General features: G+C 61.7%; 13 protein-coding genes. 9 read left to right on the plus strand and 4 right to left on the minus strand.

Annotated elements, in window-relative coordinates:
* Positions 1–58: 58 nt before the first annotated feature.
* The 9 genes from E5P2_RS03645 (at position 59) to E5P2_RS03685 (ending at position 12,721) form a co-directional block, all read left to right on the plus strand.
* Entirely contained in the window at positions 59–892 is an 834-nt protein-coding gene (locus E5P2_RS03645) for a hypothetical protein (RefSeq protein WP_197908445.1), read from the plus strand.
* Positions 889–1,266 (plus strand): EamA family transporter, encoded by a 378-nt coding sequence (locus E5P2_RS03650; protein ID WP_232080564.1) that lies wholly within the window; start codon positions 889–891, stop codon positions 1,264–1,266. The genes E5P2_RS03645 and E5P2_RS03650 overlap by 4 nt, the downstream gene beginning before the upstream one ends.
* Entirely contained in the window at positions 1,259–2,857 is a 1,599-nt protein-coding gene (locus tag E5P2_RS03655) for a hypothetical protein (protein ID WP_162565801.1), read from the plus strand. Before E5P2_RS03650 ends, E5P2_RS03655 begins: the two co-directional genes overlap by 8 nt.
* Before the next feature lie 40 nt (positions 2,858–2,897).
* Positions 2,898–4,046 (plus strand): dTDP-4-amino-4,6-dideoxygalactose transaminase, encoded by a 1,149-nt coding sequence (gene rffA, locus E5P2_RS03660; RefSeq protein ID WP_162565802.1) that lies wholly within the window; start codon positions 2,898–2,900, stop codon positions 4,044–4,046.
* 101 nt (positions 4,047–4,147) lie between these two features.
* The gene (locus E5P2_RS03665; RefSeq protein WP_162565803.1) at positions 4,148–5,200 is read left to right on the plus strand and encodes a polysaccharide biosynthesis protein; all 1,053 of its coding nucleotides are present in this window, start codon (positions 4,148–4,150) and stop codon (positions 5,198–5,200) included.
* A gap of 3 nt (positions 5,201–5,203) precedes the next feature.
* Positions 5,204–6,331, plus strand: a complete 1,128-nt coding sequence (wbjC, locus tag E5P2_RS03670) for a UDP-2-acetamido-2,6-beta-L-arabino-hexul-4-ose reductase (protein ID WP_162565804.1) — start codon at positions 5,204–5,206, stop codon at positions 6,329–6,331.
* 5 nt (positions 6,332–6,336) lie between these two features.
* The gene (gene wecB, locus E5P2_RS03675) at positions 6,337–7,473 is read left to right on the plus strand and encodes a non-hydrolyzing UDP-N-acetylglucosamine 2-epimerase (RefSeq protein ID WP_162565805.1); all 1,137 of its coding nucleotides are present in this window, start codon (positions 6,337–6,339) and stop codon (positions 7,471–7,473) included.
* A gap of 153 nt (positions 7,474–7,626) precedes the next feature.
* Positions 7,627–10,992 carry a tetratricopeptide repeat protein gene (locus E5P2_RS03680; RefSeq protein ID WP_162565806.1) on the plus strand — a complete coding sequence of 1,122 codons (3,366 nt, stop codon included), beginning with the start codon at positions 7,627–7,629 and terminating at the stop codon, positions 10,990–10,992.
* Between the two features lie 73 nt (positions 10,993–11,065).
* Complete coding sequence (locus E5P2_RS03685; RefSeq protein ID WP_162565807.1) at positions 11,066–12,721, plus strand: hypothetical protein; 1,656 nt, start codon at positions 11,066–11,068, stop codon at positions 12,719–12,721.
* Between the two features lie 815 nt (positions 12,722–13,536).
* On the opposite strand, the gene E5P2_RS03690 is transcribed toward E5P2_RS03685, so the two are convergent.
* The 4 genes from E5P2_RS03690 to E5P2_RS03705 are packed head-to-tail and all read right to left on the minus strand — an operon-like array spanning position 13,537 to position 18,001.
* The gene (locus E5P2_RS03690; protein ID WP_162565808.1) at positions 13,537–15,693 is read right to left on the minus strand and encodes a hypothetical protein; all 2,157 of its coding nucleotides are present in this window, start codon (positions 15,691–15,693) and stop codon (positions 13,537–13,539) included.
* 37 nt (positions 15,694–15,730) lie between these two features.
* Complete coding sequence (locus E5P2_RS03695) at positions 15,731–16,102, minus strand: GtrA family protein (protein ID WP_162565809.1); 372 nt, start codon at positions 16,100–16,102, stop codon at positions 15,731–15,733.
* Between the two features lie 8 nt (positions 16,103–16,110).
* Positions 16,111–17,061: a WxcM-like domain-containing protein gene (locus E5P2_RS03700; protein WP_162565810.1), complete on the minus strand. Its 951-nt coding sequence runs from the start codon at positions 17,059–17,061 to the stop codon at positions 16,111–16,113.
* A 4-nt stretch (positions 17,062–17,065) separates the two neighbouring features.
* On the minus strand, positions 17,066–18,001 hold the full coding sequence (locus tag E5P2_RS03705) for a glycosyltransferase family 2 protein (protein WP_162565811.1): 936 nt from the start codon (positions 17,999–18,001) through the stop codon (positions 17,066–17,068).
* Between the last annotated feature and the right edge of the window lie 8 nt (positions 18,002–18,009).

Raw genomic sequence — 18,009 nt, forward strand, 5'->3', positions numbered from 1 at the left:
CTACGATCCCCAGCGCGAGGGGCGCCATCCGAAGCTCTCGACGCATGCTGCAAACCCTTTGCCTGTGCAACTCGACGGCGACGTCTACCGCGTGTTCTACAGCGGGCGCGATGCGGCGAACCGTTCGTCGGTGGGAGCGGTCGACATCGACATCGTGGCCCGCCGGATCGTGCGCGAGCATGCGGAGCCCTTCTTCGAGCATGGCCCGGCTGGCAGCTTCCATGCCGATGGCGTCAGTATCGGCAACTGCTACCGCACGCCCACGGGCCGCTACATCCTCTTCATGGGCTGGCTGAACCCGCCCGACGCGCACTGGCGCGGCGAGATCGGGCGTCTGCGGGTCGACGACCGATTGCGGCTGACGCTGGACGGCGACGGGCCCTTCATGCCGCTGGATGCCGATGATTCGGTGAGTCTTTCCTATCCTTGGGTGCTGCATGATGAGCCGAATGCCCGGTGGCGCATGTGGTATGGCTCCACCGACAGCTGGGACAGCGGCAACGGCGAGATGGTGCATGTGATCAAAGGGGCCGTATCCGACGATGGCGATCGCTGGCAGCGCGGGGGGCTGGCCGTCCCTTATGCGCTGGGCGAGGCGCAGGCCTTCTCTCGGCCCACTGTGGCCCGGGACGCGGCCGGCTGGCACATGTGGTTCTCGTACCGCAGCGGCGCGGGCGAGAGCTACCGTATCGGCTATGCCTGGAGCGCGGACGGGGAGGGCTGGACGCTGCGCCTGCAGGACGCCGGCATCGACGTGTCCGACGCGGGCTGGGATGCCGAGATGATCGAATACCCCTTCGTGCTGGAGCACGGCGGCGCGCGCTACATGTTCTATAACGGCAACGGCTACGGCCGCACCGGCTTCGGCCTCGCCATCCAGGACGCTGCATGATGGCCCGGCTCGCCGACTATCTCTACATCGCGGCCACGATCGCGTTCACCGTCTACGGCCAGCTGGTGCTCAAGTGGCGCGTGGCTTCGCACGGGCCGCTGCCGCTGGAGTTCGCCGACAAGGCGAGCTATGTCTTCGGCGTCCTGATCGACCCCTGGATCGTCTCGGGCCTGGCGGCCGCCTTCCTCGCATCCCTGACCTGGATCGCGGCGATGACCAAGTTCGAGCTCAGCCATGCCTATCCGTTCATGAGCCTGAACTTCGTCGTGGTGCTGGTTTTGAGCGCCTGGCTGCTGGACGAGCCCGTCACGCTGGCCAAGCTCGTCGGCATGGCCTTGATCGTGGTCGGCACCGTGGTCATTGCGCGTGGCTAGTTCCCGGCCGGAGAGCCGGCGTTCCGAGCGCGTCGATTTGGCGCTGGCGCTTGCCCTGGCGGCCGCGCTGATGGGCGTGCTCTGGAGCCTGTGCGCGCCGCGCTGGGAGACCAACGACGACGTCGCGATGTCCATGATCGTCCACGGCTACGGCATCGCCGCCCCGGGCGCTGCGCCGCAGCTCATGTTCTCGAACCTGCTGTGGGGCTACCTGGCCCGCAGCATCCCGACGGTCGGCGGCTTGCTCGGCTATTCGAGCGCCACGATCGCCGCCATCTTCCTGGCCTGCGCCGGCCTGCTGTACGGCTTGCGAAGGCTCGGCATCGATGCCTGGACCAGCCTGGCCGCGGCCGCGCTGGTCTTTGCGCGGCCGATCCTCTTTCCGCAGTTCACGCTCAACGCCGGCCTGCTGACGATCGCGGCGCTGGCGTTATGGCTGGCCTTCGCGGTCGATGGCCGGCGCTGGCTGCTGGCGGCCGCAGCGTTGCTGGCCTTCGCGAGCTTCCTGATCCGCAGCCAGGAGTTCATGCTCGTGCTGGCCGTGGCGCTGCCCCTGCTGTCCTGGCGCATGCTGCGCGCTGGCGCCGCACGGCTTGCGATCGTGGTGGTGATGTGTGCGATAGGCGCCGCCGTGTGGATCGACGAGGCGTCTTACCGCGTCGAGGCTTGGCAGCCCTTCAATGCGCTTAACCCGGCGCGGGCGCGCTTGACGGACTTCCATGCCGGCGACTCGCTACGCGAGCATCCGGAGATCGCCGCACGGCACGGCTACAGCTTGAACGACGTCGAACTCGTGGAGCAATGGTTCTTCGTCGATCCGAAGATCGCCGATCCGGCGCGCCTGAAAGCCCTCTTGGCAGATGCCTCGGAGCGCCCGGCGCGCGATCGCTTCCATGTGGGCGCCAGCATGCAGGCCCTGGGGCACGGCGCCCTCCTGATGCTGGTGCTCGTCGCGGTGCTCGGCACGGTGCTGTGGCCCAGCCGCCGGATGCTGCTGGCCTGGGCCGTCTTCCTCGCCGCGATCGTTGCGATCGGCTTCTTCGGCCGGCCAGGGATCATCCGTGTCTATCTGCCGGCCGTTGGTCTTTTGGCGATCGCCCCGATGCTGCGCGGCGTCCGACTGCAAGGGGTGCGCGGGCGAGTCTTCAGCATGGCCCTGGCGCTGGCGATGGTGGCGAACGCGGTCCAAGTGCTCGACGAATCGCGCGCAGCCCGGACGGCGGACGCGGCCGCCCGGAGCCAGATCGCCGGCTTTCCGACCGACCCCGTGGTGATCTGGGGCGTAGGATTTCCCTTCGAGGCGGTCTACCGGGTCTTCGGTGCCTCGCAGGAAGCCATGCACTACCAGCTCTATGGCCTGGGCGTTTCCACGCTGGCGCCCTTCTCGGTCGCGAGCGCCGAGGAGCGGCGCGGCCGGGGCATGGTTGCGCGGCTTCTGAGCACCGAGGGCGTGCCGCTCCTGGCCACCGACAAGTCGCTGCGTTTGCTCGGCGCCTATTGCCGCGAACACCACCGTAGCGAATTGCAACGGGTCGACCGGGAGGCGGAGCCGGGCGCGCAGCCGCCGCACTATCGTTGCGCCGTGCAGTAACGGCGCGACGCTGCCAACCTACAGACGAGCAGGACATTACATGACGAGCAACAGGATTCCCTTCAACTGGCCCCACATGACGGGCAAGGAGCTTTATTACATCGCCGAGGCGCATTTCAACGGCCGCCTCGCCGGTGATGGGCCCTTCACAACGCGCTGCCATCGGTGGATCGAAGAGCGCACCGGCAGCCACAAAGCGCTGCTCACGCATTCGTGTACTGCGGCGCTCGAGATGGCCGCGCTGTTACTTGATGTGCAGCCCGGCGATGAAATCATCATGCCCTCGTACACCTTCGTATCGACGGCCAACGCCTTCGTGCTGCGTGGCGGTGTTCCGGTGTTCGTAGACATCCGGCCCGACACGTTGAACATCGATGAAAAGCTGATCGAGGACGCGATCACTGCACGTACGCGAGGCATCGCAGTGGTGCACTATGCCGGTGTCGCGTGCGAGATGGACGCGATCATGGCGATCGCTGCGCGGCATCGATTGCAGGTCGTCGAGGATGCGGCGCAGGGCGTCATGGCCAGCTACAAAGGGCGCGCGTTGGGCAGCATCGGCGACCTCGGGGCCTTCAGTTTTCATGAGACCAAGAATGTGATCTCCGGCGAAGGTGGCGCATTGCTCGTCAACGATCCGGCGCTCGCGCTGCGCGCGGAGGTCCTTCGGGAGAAAGGCACCGATCGCAGCCGCTTTTTCCGCGGCGAGGTCGACAAATACACCTGGCAGGACCTCGGCTCGTCCTTCCTGCCCGGAGAATTGATCGCTGCCTTCCTTTGGGCCCAGCTGGAAGAAGCCGAGCGCATCACGCAGGCCCGTCTTGAGGCCTGGGACCGGTACCACGCCATGTTGCAGCCGCTGGAGGCCCGCGGCGCGCTCAGGCGGCCGATCGTGCCCGAGGAATGCCAGCACAACGCGCACATGTACTACGTGCTGCTGGAGCCGAGCATCGATCGCCAGCAGGTGCTCGATGCGTTGAAGCGAGCCGAGATTTCGTCCGTGTTCCACTACGTTCCGCTCCATTCCTCGCCCGCTGGTCGGCGCTATGGCCGTGCGCACGGTGACCTGACGATCACCGAACGGGAATCGGAGCGCCTGATTCGTCTGCCTCTCTGGGTAGGATTGACGAAAGAGCAGCAGGACAAGGTCGTGGGCGTGCTTGAGCAAACGTTGTCGATACGCTCCTGATGCCTCGGCGCGGTGCGATCCTCAGCGTGAAGTACCGAGCACCGCTTAAGTTAAAGTGAGAATCCGCCCGAAATTCTCGTCACAGCTTCCAGAACACAGAAATGCAAAAGCCATTCAACAAGAAAACCCTCCTGATCACCGGGGGAACCGGGTCTTTCGGCAATGCCGTCATCCAGCGCTTTCTGACCACCGACATAGGCGAGATCCGAATCTTCAGCCGCGATGAGAAAAAGCAGGACGACATGCGCAAGCGTTACAACGACGCCAAGCTCAAGTTCTACATCGGTGACGTGCGCGACGGCCGCAGCCTGGTCTCGGCCATGCGCGGCGTGGACTATGTTTTCCATGCGGCAGCGCTCAAGCAGGTGCCGTCGTGCGAGTTCTATCCCATGCAGGCGGTGCGCACCAACGTGCTGGGTGCCGAGAACGTGCTCGAACATGCCGTCAACGCGGGCGTCAAGCGCGTGGTCGTTTTGAGCACCGACAAGGCCGTGTATCCCATCAATGCCATGGGCATCAGCAAGGCAATGATGGAAAAGGTGATGGTCGCAGCCAGCCGCAATCTTGAAGGCACGGGCACTGTCCTCTGCGGCACGCGCTATGGGAACGTGATGGCTTCACGTGGTTCCGTGATCCCGCTCTTCGTGCAGCAGGTGATGGATGGCCACCCGATCACCATCACCGACCCCGCGATGACCCGGTTCATGATGACGCTGGCCGACGCGGTCGATCTGGTGCTCTACGCATTCGAGCATGGAGGCAATGGCGATATCTTCGTGCAAAAGTCGCCGGCTGCGACGATGGAGATCCTGAGCCAAGCGATCCTGGAGTTGATGGGACGGAAGGAACATCCGGTCAACATCATCGGCTCACGCCACGGCGAGAAGCTGTACGAATCTCTTCTCAGCAAGGAAGAGCGTGCCTGCGCCGAGGATCTGGGCAACTATTTCCGCGTGCCGCCCGATGGCCGAGACCTGAACTACGCCAAGTTCGTCGAGGAGGGTGAGAGCCGCATCACGCTTGCATTGCATGGCGAAGAATACAACTCCCACAACACCACTCGCCTGGATGTGGAAGGCATGAAGCAATTGCTGCTCAAGCTCGATTTCATGCAGAAGGTGACGCGCGGTGAGCCCGCCATCCTGGAGGGCTAGGCAGTGAAGGTATTGGTCACCGGGGCCGGCGGCTTCATTGGAAAGAATCTGCGCCAGGCCTTGGCGGAGCGTCAGGACGTGGAACTCGTGTCCTTCGAAGCCGACAACGATGTGGCCGAGCTGCCTGCGATGCTGCAGGGCGTGGACTTCGTCTTCCATCTGGCTGGGGTGAATCGGCCGCAAGATCCCGGGGAATTTGCCATCGGCAACCGCGGCTTGACCGAGTCGCTGTGCGACGCGATCTGCCGCCAGATCGACGCCGGCGGCAAGAAGGTGCCCGTGGCGTTGACCTCCTCGATCCAGGCCGCGCAGGACAATCCCTATGGCCAGAGCAAGTTGGGCGCCGAGCAAGCGGTCTTCGCGGCCGCCGCGAGCCACGGATTCCCGGCGCACGTCTTTCGACTGCCCAACGTGTTCGGCAAGTGGTGTCGCCCCAACTACAACTCGGCCGTCGCCACTTTTTGCCACAACGTCGCGCGCGGCCTGCCCATCGCAGTGCGCGACCCGGCAGCGCCCCTCACGCTGGTGTATATCGACGACCTGGTGGCGCGCTTCATCCAACTGCTCGATGGCGCCGATGCCGCGGTGGATGTCGAAGGGTTTTCGACGGTCACCCCGCAGTACACGACCACCGTGGGCGAAATCGCCGATCTGATCCAGCGATTCAGGAAAAGCAGGGAAACACTGGTCACGGAGCGCGTCGGCAGTGGCCTGGTGCGAGCCCTGTACAGCACCTATGTCAGCGCGCTGCCCGTGGAAGAGTTCAAGTACGCCGTGCCCAGCCATGGAGATCCGCGGGGTGTCTTCGTCGAAATGCTGCGAACCCCTGACAGCGGCCAGTTCTCTTACTTCACCGCCCATCCGGGGATCACGCGCGGCGGTCACTACCACCACAGCAAGACCGAGAAGTTCCTGGTCATCAAGGGCCGGGCGCGATTCAAGTTCCGCCAGATCCAGACGCAAGAGACCTACGAACTGGTCACGAGCGGTGACAAGGCCGAGATCGTCGAAACCGTGCCGGGCTGGACCCACGACATCACCAACATCGGCGACGACGAGATGGTCGTCATGCTCTGGGCCAACGAGCTCTTCGACCGCAGCCGGCCCGACACCTTCGCCTGCCCGGTGTGATTCCCATGAAGAAACTCAAAGTCATGTCCGTGGTCGGCACCCGGCCCGAAATCATCCGCCTGTCGCGCGTGTTCGCGGCGCTGGATGCGCATTGCGATCACGTGCTGGTGCATACGGGCCAGAACTACGACTATGAGCTGAATCAGGTCTTCTTCGAAGATCTGAAGATCCGCAAGCCCGATCATTTCCTGAACAGCGCGGCCAACAGCACGGGCGCGGCGCACACCATCGGCAATCTCATCATCGAGGTCGACCGCGTGCTGGCGCAGGAACAGCCCGAGGCCGTGCTGGTGCTGGGCGACACCAACAGCTGCCTGTCCGTGATCCCCGCGAAGCGGCGCAAGATCCCCATCTTCCACATGGAGGCCGGCAACCGCTGCTTTGACCTGCGCGTGCCCGAGGAGATCAACCGCCGGATCGTCGACCACACCTCGGACATCAACCTGACCTACAGCACCATCGCGCGCGACTACCTCCTGCGCGAGGGCCTGCCACCGGACCAGATCATCAAGACCGGCAGCCCCATGTACGAGGTGTTGCACCACTATCTGCCGCAGATCGATGCGTCCGATGTCCTGCAGCGCCTGTCGCTGACGACGGACCAGTACTTCGTGGTCAGCGCGCATCGCGAAGAGAACATTGAATCCGACCGCTCCTTTGGGAAGCTGGTCGCCACCCTCAACGCCGTCGCAGAAGACTATGGCCTGCCCGTCATCGTCTCGACGCACCCGCGCACGCAGAAGCGCGTGGACGCGATGGCGGTCGCATTCCATCCCCGGGTGCGGTTGCTGAAGCCGCTGGGCTTTCACGACTACGTGAAGCTGCAGAAGTCGGCACGGGCCGTGTTGTCGGACAGCGGCACCATCAACGAGGAATCGTCGATCCTCAACTTCCCGGCGCTCAACCTGCGCGAGGCCCATGAGCGGCCCGAAGGCATGGAGGAGGCGGCCGTGATGATGGTCGGGCTCGAGCCCGAGCGCGTGCGACAGGGTCTTGCGATTCTCGCCTCGCAGTCGCGTGGGGAGCAGCGCAGCTTGCGTCTGGTGGCCGACTACAGCATGCCTAACGTGTCGGACAAGGTGCTGCGGATCGTTCATAGCTATGTCGACTATGTGAATCGCGTGGTCTGGAAAAAATACTGACGACAAGAGAGCGTTCATGTGCCTCTGCATCGTTCGCCGCAATACAAGGGTTTGAACGAGCAAGGCGAGGCGAGCTTACGTTGGCTGACTACCTGACCTTCGAGGCTCTCTGACGCCCACTCATACCATCCGGCCTATCTAAGTGCACGCCCTATGAAGTTCAAGTCGTTGATCGGTCTCCTGACGCGGAGGTCTACGGGCTCTCAGAATCTGTGGAATCAAGCCGAAGCGGCGGAATCAAGCAATGACGAGCGGTTGGCCGCAGAGATCTATCACCGGATCGAGCGCACCAAGCCTCGCAACGAGTCTGACTTCCTCCGTGCCGCGTTGGCTTCCGAGAGACGCGGCGAGTGGGATCGCGCCATCGATCGGTTGGAGCAAGGGTTGCGCGTGTACCCTCAATCGGCGGCCATATTGGGTGCCTACGTTCAACGGTGTCTGGCGCAGCAAAGGTCAGACAAGGGGGTCGCCTTTCTTTCCGCCATGCACGGCTCGACAGACAAGGCCAGGGATGAGTTCATCGCTGCGTGTTCAACCCCCGAAACGCAGATCGACCTGATTCGTATCCTTCTGCAAGATGCGACCAGGGGATGGCCGACTCAGAGCCTGTCGACTGTCGTTGGTCGCATGGAACGCCTGGAGGGCTTGTGGTCTCTTGGCGATGAATTCTTGCAAGGCAACCGGCGAGAAGCAGCGAATGAGATCTATCGCCTGCTGGCGAGTCGGCCCGTCGAAACGGCATCTGAGTTCATGTTCGCCGCCCTTTCCGAATCTCGCTTGCAGAACGTCGATCGTGCGCTCGAGATTTTCGAGGCTGGCCTTCGGAGATATCCAGAAGACCAGTCGTTACTGCAGAATTTTGGACGGATCTGCTCGGGGAGTGGTCGCGTCGATCAATTGGCGACATGGGTTTCTTCAAACGCGGCCAACTCGAGGCAGGCGCATGAAGCGCTGTTCCTAAAATTTGCGGATCCTCATATCCAGGTGAACCTGATTGCGCATCTCTTGAATGGGGAGAGTCGTGCGCTCGCCATGAATCGAATCGAGATCGCACGAACGGAGTTCAGGTCTTCGCTGGCGCTTTGGGAACTGGCAGACGTCATGCTTCAGAACCAGCTGCGAGAAGAGGCCGATTCGATCTATCGCAATCTGTCAAGCCGCGTGGCCGAGACGCCCGACGACTTCTTCTTTGCAGCGCTTGCCAATGAACGTCAGGGCGATAAGTACGCTGCCATCGCTTGTCTCGAGGCGGGACTCGAGCGCGTTCCGCAGTCCGATCGTTTGCTCGAGCAACTTGCTCGAATATGCGTCGAGATTGGGCAGGTCGAGCGAATGGGTCGATTCATTGGCGTAGACGGCCAAGACCGGGAGTATGTCGTCACGTTACTTTTCGAGCGATTCCAGACACCAGCGATTCAAGTGTCATTGATCGACTACTGCCTCAAACACGGACTCTTGGGGCTCGCAGATCAAAAGCTGGAGCTTGTCAAAGCGAATTCAACGGATGCAAAGACGCTGTGGGGTGTGGCCGAACTGTTTTCGCGGCTAGCTCGTCGAAACGATGCAATGGAAATTTACAAGCGCCTCGCGCAGCGCGATCCGAATACGCCCGATGATTGCTATTACTCCGCGCTGGGTTTGCTGAGACTCGAAAAACCGGAGCAATGCCTAGACGTGCTGGAGGCCGGGCAGTCAAAATTTGGCTGCCTGAATGACCTTCTAACCTTGTACCTGCAGATATGTGCTCGGAGCCTCAACTATGAGCGCTACGCCCGATTTCTGCAGAAGCTGAGGAGCGGGATGAGCATTGCGCCGCTGTCCGCTCTGGACTTCTACAAGGCCGCGAGCCGCATGGCGCCGGTCGACTTCATAGTTAACCTGAAAGATCTGGAAGCGGAACTCGACCCGCAGACCTTCGGCGTGCTCAGACGCGAGCTGACGGCGCATTTGCGAGAGAAGCCTCTGCCGATCGAGGTTGCGCGCGTGGTGGCATTTTTTTGCAAGTATCTCGATACCAATCCAGACATCGATGCCGAACTCTTTGCGGCGATCGATGCGCCAGCGGCAGGGTACGACGATGCCGAGAGACGTGCGCTGAAGATCCTTCACGACCTCACGCTGCCGATGATTCCGCACTATTCAGCCGATCCGGAAGAGGTTGTACGCTCGTTCATCAGCGCGGCGCAATCGATAACGAGCGATCCAAAGGTGTTGGCCGACCCTATTTCGGACGTCACGGCAAATTGGACGCCCTGGCAATTGATCTTCTGCCACGCTGTACCCCGGCTCTATGGCGAGGCGATGGCCGCCTTCGAATCGATGGCATTCTCGACCTGGCCCCGGCTCGACCATGTCGCGCCACATGTAAATATGCCCGCAACGACGGGAGGCGGTGCAAAGCGAAAACTGCGAGTCGGCTTCAATGTGCACGATTCCATGCCGATGATGTCAGGCCTGTTGACTCAACTGGACGATGACCTTTTCGAGACGATCTACCTGCGTCCAGGAAAGCAAGGTCAGACACCGGCTTCGAAAAAGTGGTGCGAGCGTGCGGATGCAGTGGTCGAGTACTCCGACATCGACATGTACGCAGCCATCGAGACGATTTCCAACGAGCGCCTCGACATCATCATTTCCGGACCTGCTGTTGCTGCGGCTTTTTATCCAATGATGGCTCGGCTGGCGCCACTCCAAATGGTGCTTCTCGAGCCCAACTGGACAGACGGCCTCAAGAACTCGGACTACTACATTTCATGGGGTCTGGCCGAGCCCAAGAATCCGTCGACATTCTATGCCAGCTCGGTGGCCTACTTCCAGCATCCACCCTATTGGATCGAGCGCCCGGCCGAGCAACAATCGGTACCGATCTCGCGGGCAGAAAGGACTGAAGTCCGTCAACGTTTGCTAAAGTGCGGAGCCGAAGCCCGTGTCTACCTTTGCGCCAACACGCCACCAAAGGTTCATCCGGAGATGGACAAGATCTTTGTCGATCTGCTTGAGCGAGATTCCGAGGGGATCCTCGTTTTCTTGCGGGCGGAATACAAGAACCTCAGGATTCGACTGCAAGAGAAGTTGGGGCCTCTGTTCGCGCGCGTCGTGTTCGTTCCTGCGCTACCGAAGGATGACGCTCATCGATTGTTGCGGGCTGTTGACTGCTGCCTCGACTCCTATCCACTGTGCGGGATGTCATCTAGTTTCGATGGAGCCATGCTTGGAGTGCCTATCGTGACGTTGCCCTCGGGCATTCCGTTCGGCGAATGGACTTCTGCGATCTATGAGTACATCGGTGTAGAAGGCCTGACGGCGAGAAGTCGCGAAGAGTATGTCAGCATTGCGGTCAAAATCGCCAAGGATCCAGCGTGGCGGCAACAGCTAAGCAGCGAGATCCGCGAGAAATCTCTACGTTTCGTCGAGAGCACCGACGCCAGCGCGGAGTTTCAGGACTTCCTGCTTCGTGCTTGGGAGCGAAAGGTCTCTGGAGCCTCCGCCGCGAACTGGATCGATGGCCGATGGCAGTAGTGCTCTCGCATAGCATCCGTGAGTTGCACCGCGAGCTCGCGCTCGCGCGCAGTGTGCTGTTCGACATTCCGCCATGAAGTCGTCTGAGAAACTGCTTATCGCAGCTGTAGCGGTGTCGGCGCTGTTGGTTGTTGCGCTGGCGTGGCTGGTGCCATTGTATTCAGACGAAGTTGCGATGCAGATGGTGCGGTCGCGCTTTTTCGTTGAGGGCGGACGGCTTCTCAATCTACTGCCGCAGTGTCGAGATCTTGCGCTGCCGATTCCTGCTTCTTGGTATCCCGGTGCTGCTGTGAACGCGCTGCTGTACGGAGGCGCGAGCGAGCTTGGTCTTCGATTCCGAGGCATCGCGCTGTGCCTGGTGTGGCTGTCGATCCTCTGGATCTGGGCAGGGTGCAATCCTCAGGAGTTTCTTCCTCGGCGCAGCTTTCAAGCCTTCGTGCTGGGCCTGAACCTTCTCGGTGTGCTGCCCCTTGTTTTGATCCTTGCACGATCTGAACAGCTGATGGTGATCGCACTGACCTTCTATTGTCTGATGCCGCTCTACTTGGCCATTACCCGCCAAGACAGATTGTCGACACGGTGGATGAAAGCCGTTCTATTCGCGATTGTGAGCTCGGTGTTCCTGCTGGCGCATCCAAAAGCGCTGTTCTTTGCGCCTGTGATGCTCGTGTCCTGTGCGCTGGTATTTCGCCGAGGTGGCTGGCAGTGGATGGCAATGTTGCCGCTGACGGTGTACATGATTCTGCAGACCTTCCAGCACGCGAAATCCATCGGTCAGTGCACGAATGCGCCGCTGGTCTCGCAAATGCTTGTCCAGCAGACACTGGATTTCCGACTGCTGTTTGCGCAGCCGATGATGTTTTTCGAGTCAGCCGTACGAAACCTCGCCATGGCGCCCGGCGCCGTGCTCGATCGAGTGCCCGTCACGATGAACTTTCAATCGAATTGGCTCCCGCCAATCGATTCGTTCAGGTTCGAGACGTTGCTGCTCGTCTTCGGCACGATCCTCAAAGCCAGCCTCGCTGCAGGGATCGCGTCACTTGTTATCTTCGTGCTAGTTCGCGCAGTCATCGACCTCAGACGGCGAAGTCTTGGCCCGGCAAGCCTCTTGGCACTATCGCTGCTCTTGTCTTTGGTGGCGCATGCCAGCATCTACAGCGTTTCAATCTGGCACTTTTACACGCCGGGACTGATCCTTCCCGCATTCATCCTGATGTTGATGCTGGCAGTTCGTGGAACCGAAGCCGTCGCGCCGAGGGTGAAAAGAGGCGCTTCCCTGGTCGCGTTCTATGCCGCGACATTGACGTTCGTGAGCGCAGTCATTCTTTTTGCCCTCGTCGCCCCCAAGCTCTTCGCGCTTGCCAGGGCTGACGACTTTGTCATTTCGGAGCAACCCCTGTCCACACCAGTGTTCCTGAGCGACGACCGTCGCTCGCAGATGCAGACGCTGGCCGCGCAATGCAGCATCCGTGACGGCGATTCGCGCCTCGTGGTCGACGGCTCTAGCTATTTCGCGTTCCAGCATGGTCGCCAGCCGATCAATGTGCTCTATGTGTCGAGCTACGCTTTCGGAGCTGACATCGGCAGGGCGCTGCCGGCGTTTCTTCGGAAGATTGACAGCGCCGGTGTCATTTCGCACTGCGAATACCTTCCCCCGGGTCTCATCAAGAAGGCCACGGTGGCGGGCACCATGTGCTGCGTGTCCAAAGCGCAATTGCTGCAGGACTAGGATCTCGTCACTGGGATGAGCGCGCACTGAACGGCCGCGCCGCTTCGGCGGCCCGCATGTTCGCGTGTGCCGCCTGTCAGCCGCTGGAAGATCGCGAGAGGTTCGGCGATATCGTCCGTAACCAAAAGGTGGGGCGTTGCGTTCGATTCGTTCATGGCGGCGCTCAGACTCTGTTCAATGTCGATCACTGGCCCTGCAGCGGTCACTCGAGGCCGAGTTCGACCAAATGGCGAATGTATGAATCCGCGGAGAAGGTCTTCTGTGCCCAACGCTGACACGCTCCATCATGATTTGGCGTGCCTCGGCATCTTCGACTCGCGCTTGGTTCTGACTACGACAGTCGTGTGCCCCAAGGCGGTCGAGCGCTCCGCCCAGCAGCGCCGTCACGCGGCCAATCTCCGAGGCGCGCGCAAAAGGGGTGAAGAAGACAAACTTCATGACACCAGGGCATGCGCTGTGGCGAATCAGTCGATTCAATGGCTGTTCCATGGCGCATGCGCCGCCTCGTCGAGGGCCCGCGTGCGCTGCGCGTCGACTTCGACGTCGCTCAAGGCGCGTGCCATCGAGGCAGCGTCTGGCTCGCAGACTCCGCCGGATTCATCCTCGCGCGTGACCCAGCACGCCGCCGTCAGTCGTGCCGATGATCGGCTTTGATGCGGTTGCCGCCTCATGGCGACGTAGCTGGAGTTTTTTTTCGCCGAAAGGCTGTGAGGCGACGGCGGTCGAACGGTTCAAGCCGGTGCAACGTATTTCGATTGCAGAGTTACCGTCTGATCCGAGTGGCTTCCCATGATTGGAAGAAACGCCCGACATTTCTAGTCTTCCGGCCTAATCTCGATCTCGCTCAACCTCGCAGACAGGTCATAGAAGGTGTTGTCTACGCTCGAATCGAATTCGATCGTGTTCGTGCCTGCACGGAGTGTTCCTTCGGGAATCTCGGCACCGAACTTGTAAGGCGGCGACCAGACCAACGGCACCCTCACGTCGTTGACGCGCACGCTTATGCTGTCCTTGATCGCGGCATTGCGGACCATGTCGAAATGCCCGGTCAGCCTGTACGCCTTGTCGACAGGCAAGATCTCGAAGAGCAGCCTCGATTTTTCTTGCGACTTCCAGGCAGCCGCATCATGGTGCAAATAGCCTATTGCGCTCCAGTCCGCCTCCCGCCAGCCGGTGCCTCGAAACGGTTGCTCGAGGCTCCACCAATCTCCGAAATCCCAGCGATAGCTCGCGCCGGGCGTGACAGCCTTGAACAGATCGAGATGCACCCTCTGTGGCACGGGATTCAAGATATTGCGGTAGCGCCTCGCTGCGGGCGTATCGGCCGATGCGAGTTGCTCGCGGTACGCGTCCAGCGCCCTGTCGGGAACCACACTGCCATCCTCATTGATCACGATCTGGATCACACGCGACTTGGGCCGCACGATGTCCGCGGCAGGCGGGGTGGCTGTGTTCGGTAGTGGACCCGCAGCCTTGAAGGTCCAGTTCTGCGAGTCTTCGATACAACGACCGGAGCGCCCTATGGAATCCAGTCGCTGCCAGTCGCCGTCGGGCATCAAGCAGATGTCAGGCAGAGAAATGGGCTTGTCGTAGAGATAGGTCAAAGCCGAGTCGAGATTATCGCGCAGGAGCCAGGTGTGGGACAGCTGATTCGAATAGTCGAGGATCACCAGCGTCTTGCCGCCCTGCATGTCGCCATTGAAATTCTCGACGATGGCGCGCAAGACCTTGCGTTGCGCCTCCGAAATGTTCACGTAGTGATGGAACTGATACAGCTGTGCTGCCGCACCGGCCGTCATGAAGAACACCACGGCGGCACAGGCCAGCAGCTTCGACACTCTCGCCAGGCTCATCACCACGGCCACGACCACCAAGGCCGCGCCAAAGGTCGCGAACAGGAAGGTGCGCTGGGAGATGAGCACGTGCGAGCCCGAGAACAGATACGGCACATAGCCAAGCATCAGCAGGATCAGGCCGGAGATGACAAGGCGAAGCCGCAAATGGCGCTCGCTGAACCTTCCCGCGACGCCGTCGGCAGGCGGAGCTGTCTGCTCATTGCGGGGAAAAACGACAACGCAGGCCGAACAGATCAAGCCGAAGGCGAAGAGGTACCCGTAGCGATGGAATTCCTTGACACCCATGCCCCAGGCGTCGTACCACCCTCCGACGAGGGCCCGCACGAGCGCTACGTCGAAGAGCCTCGGAAGCGCGTGAAAGAGAAGCTTGAACGGGGAGTGGCGGTCGGTGATGGTCTCCTGATAGGCGGCTCCGCCCGACGCGGAAGCGTAGAGAACGAAGAGCACGTACGCGAGTGCTGCGGCGATCCACGCCAGGGTCGGCGCGGGATTCTTCCGCACCTCGAGCCAGGTCGGCCGGGTTCCAATGCGACACCAGAGAACGAAGAGCGGCAGTACCACCATCATCAGCGCGACTTCGTACATCATCTGCGCCGCCAGAATGCACGAGGCGCCCACCAGTACGCTGATCCATCGAACCCATCCCGTGCGTTGACCCTGCGCGCGAACCAACAGCGCAGCGCCCAGCATCAGCGCTGCCAGAGACAGGTTGATATGCTGGCTGCGGAACGACAGTTGCATCGTGTCGGCCGGGTACAGGAGCACGAGCAGACCGAAGAAGACGCCCCAGCGTGGCGAGCGCGTGGCGAAAGCGGCGAGGTACGAGGCGGCTGCGCCTTTCAGGACGAGCGTCGCGATCAGCACCCAATGCCAGCCATCGAACGAATCGCGATCCAGCAGGAAGCCGATGGCATGGGCGAACACCGTGAGCGGCCGGAGCCGGTGCGCCTCCAGCACCGAGTGCGCCTTCACGAAAAGCACCGGCCCGGTGTTCGAGAAGATCCCCAGCACCCCCCATTCCTCGATCAGTCCGTGAAGGCTGAAACCAAAGGGCAACCAGAGCAGCAGCACAAGAATGGTGGGCGGCAGCGCAAAGCTGAGCCAGGGTCGTCTCATGAGATTCATCGAGCGAAGATTCGCAATGTGTCTTGTCTCAGCGGAACAGCCATCGGCTGGCCGCGAAGGTGAGGGGAATGGTGATGAGGATGCTCGCCAGTGGCGCCATCGCAGCCGGCAGGTGCAGCACGTCGACCCACAGGTACACGATCAACGCGCCAAGAAGATACTGCGCAAGATAGACCAGCGGCAGCATCGCCGCCTTCTTCTCGCTGCGCGGCGCGCCGAAGACGAAGAACCTGTTGAGCACGTACGCGAGCGCGATGCCCGATACGAATGCGATCGCGTAGCTCTGCCAGTACGGCAGAACCTGAAGCAACGCAAGATACAGCAGGTAGGTGCCGAGGGTGTTCACCCCCCCCGAAACCAGGAACCGAACGAAAGGGGAGGTGATCTGTCTCGCGACCATGGGCGCAATCAGGCCCGGCTCGCGTCGCCGAGCTTGAGGCGCAGGAACTCCGCGTGATCGCGAATGTAGTCGGCACCGTCGTAATAGTCCGATGCGAATACGAGCAGGACGGCATCCGCCGAATAGCGGTACTGGATCCCCCAGGTCATGGCGGGCAGGTAGATGCCGACGGAGGGCTTGTCGAGCTTGAATTCCTCGCGCTTCAGGCCGTCGTCTGCGACCACGCTCACCTCGCCCTTGACCGCGACCAGGAACTGATGGCATTTGTGGTGCGCATGCTCTCCGCGCGTCTCGGCCGTGGGCACGTCGTAGACGATGAAGTAGCGCGCGGGCTTGAATGGGATCTCGCGTTCGAATTCGCCGACCGACAGGCTGCCGCGCATGTCGGGCACCGCGCGCAGCGTGTGCAGCGTGACGCCCCGGACCGATGTGGAGGTTACGCCTGGTGCCCTGATGCCCTGTTGCGGATCGCTCGCGGCGACCGTGCGTGCAGCCGCGTCCACGTAGCCCGTGATGCGCGCCGGGTTGCCGACCACGATCGCATTCGGCGGCACCGATCGCGTGACCACCGCGCCGGCGCCGACCATCGCGTTGCGGCCGACCGTGATGCCGGGCAGGATCGTCGCGTTGGCGCCCAGCGAGGCACCCGATTGGATCGTGGTGCGGCCGAAGGCCTCGGGGTATTGCTTGCTGCGCGGGAAGAGGTCGTTGGTGAAGGTGACGTTGGGGCCGACGAAGACATCGTCCTCGATCCGCACGCCGTCCCAGACCTGAACGCCGCATTTGATGGTGACACGATCGCCGATCACCACGTCGTTCTCGATGAAGACGTGATCGCAGATATTGCATTCGCCGCCGATGCGCGCTTGCGGCAGCACGTGCGCAAAGGCCCACACCCGCGTGCCCGCACCGATCTGGCTGCTTTCGCAGAGCGCATTGGGATGCGTGAAATGATCCATGGTCTTAATCGCCCTGATTGAATTCGTGCATTCGCATCATGACCGTGTGCGGCCGGCCCTTCGTATTTTCGTAGATGCGCCAGGCATATGAGCCCACGATCCCGAGCCCGAACAAGTTGACCGCGCCGAGAAAAACAATGGTGAGGATCGTCATCGCATAACCTGGCACCGAGATGATCCCCGCCAGCCTGCCGATCGTCACGATGATGCCGAACAGGCCGGCCAGAGCAGCGGTCGTACCGCCCACGCGGACCAGCAATCGGATCGGAAGATCGGTGAACGAGAACACGCTGTCCATCAAATAGTTGACCTTCTTGCGAAGCGTCCACGCCGACTTCCCGTGCTGTCGTGACTTGCGCGAATAGTGAATGAGCTTGCGGCGGAATCCCAGCCAGAAGAGCTGGGCGATCAGTGAGCTGTGGCGTTCGTCGAGGCGCAGCAGGTTGTCGCGGAATTCCCGATTGCATCCGAAGACATCGACACCGCCCGGCGGCATCTCTGGCACCACAAACTTCCTGTAGAGCCACCAGAAGATCTGTGCGGGCAGGCGGCTCATCAACGGGTCCTCGCGGCCCTGACGCGTGCCGATCACGACATCGACCGGCTCGTCACGCAGCACCTTGTCCATCTCGAGCACGAGTTCCGGTGGCTCCTGCAGGTCGGCCGCCATCACCGCGTAGCGATCGCTTTCGACCAGTTCCAGGCCGGCACGAATCGCAGAGAAGGAACCGAAGTTGCGCGAAAGGAGTGCGAGCCTGGACGCGAACGGGCGTGCGGGGAGCGCATCGCGCAAAAGCTCGAAGCACCGGTCCGGACTGCCATCGATCACGAAGACCGCTTCCATCTCGCCGTGCAGGTCGCGGTGCAGACCGCTCACCGCATCGAGCAGGTCCGGGATAGACGCTTCATTGCGATACACGGGGATGACGAGCGTCAGCATGCCTGTCG

It is taken from the genome of Variovorax sp. SRS16, assembly GCF_901827165.1.
GTDB lineage: Bacteria > Pseudomonadota > Gammaproteobacteria > Burkholderiales > Burkholderiaceae_C > Variovorax.